At 47.0% G+C, this 760-nt stretch carries 1 protein-coding gene; it reads left to right on the plus strand.

Annotation, left to right across the window (positions count from 1 at the left end; all coding sequences use genetic code 11):
• Nucleotides 1-721, plus strand: a 721-nt coding sequence (locus tag ACWHAR_RS26345) for a TetR/AcrR family transcriptional regulator (protein WP_452088333.1), incomplete at its 5' end; no start/stop codon positions are given.
• Nucleotides 722-760 lie beyond the last annotated feature (39 nt).

The following is a 760-nucleotide window of genomic DNA, read 5'->3' on the forward strand; positions in this document are numbered from 1 at the left end:
CCGGGCCTTGTACACGTACGCGATTATCCTGTATTGGCTGAATGAGGATGCGGCCGCGACTCCGGAAGCTATCAGCCAAAAGGTATGGGAGCTTGTTTCTCAAAAGAGATTTTATTGGCTGTTTGGACAAGCTGTGCCAGGAGAGCGAGAGAAGAACAAGCAAATCGACAGGCGTGTGGTTCGAACGAGAGAGGCGCTCCAGAAGGCATTTCTGGACGTGCTGGCGGAGAAAAAAGACTACGCAGCCATCACGATTTCGGATATTACCCGGAAAAGCAATATCCGCCGTGCAACCTTTTATGATCACTATGCCAATAAGGAGGAATTGCTCCGAACCATGATACAGCGATCATGTGCGGAGATCATTGATCACCTGACGATTGCCTCCAGCCCGAATGAATTTTCCTTAAAGGAAGCGGAGAAGGCGCTCGCCAGTCTGCTTTCTGCTTTGTCAAACATGCCCATTGTCCATTTTCTCAATCGGGAATGGGGTGTTCCTCATGTGATACCTGATATGTTCAAAGCGCTGGAATCGTTTTATCTGCATCAGCAAACTGATATTCACGCAGAGAAAAAGCTTTATGTCCATTATGTATCCGCAATGATTATTGGGTTGCTTTTGTATCGGCTGGATGAAGGAAAGGCGCATCCGCCTGAAGTGCTGGCGAGGGAATTTTTGCAGTTTTTGGATGTGAAAAAGTATAAGGTTGTATTGCTTTGAAAGACAAAAAGAGAGGGACATCCCCTCTCTTATCTCGTT

The organism is Bacillus sp. LR--39 (assembly GCF_053613335.1).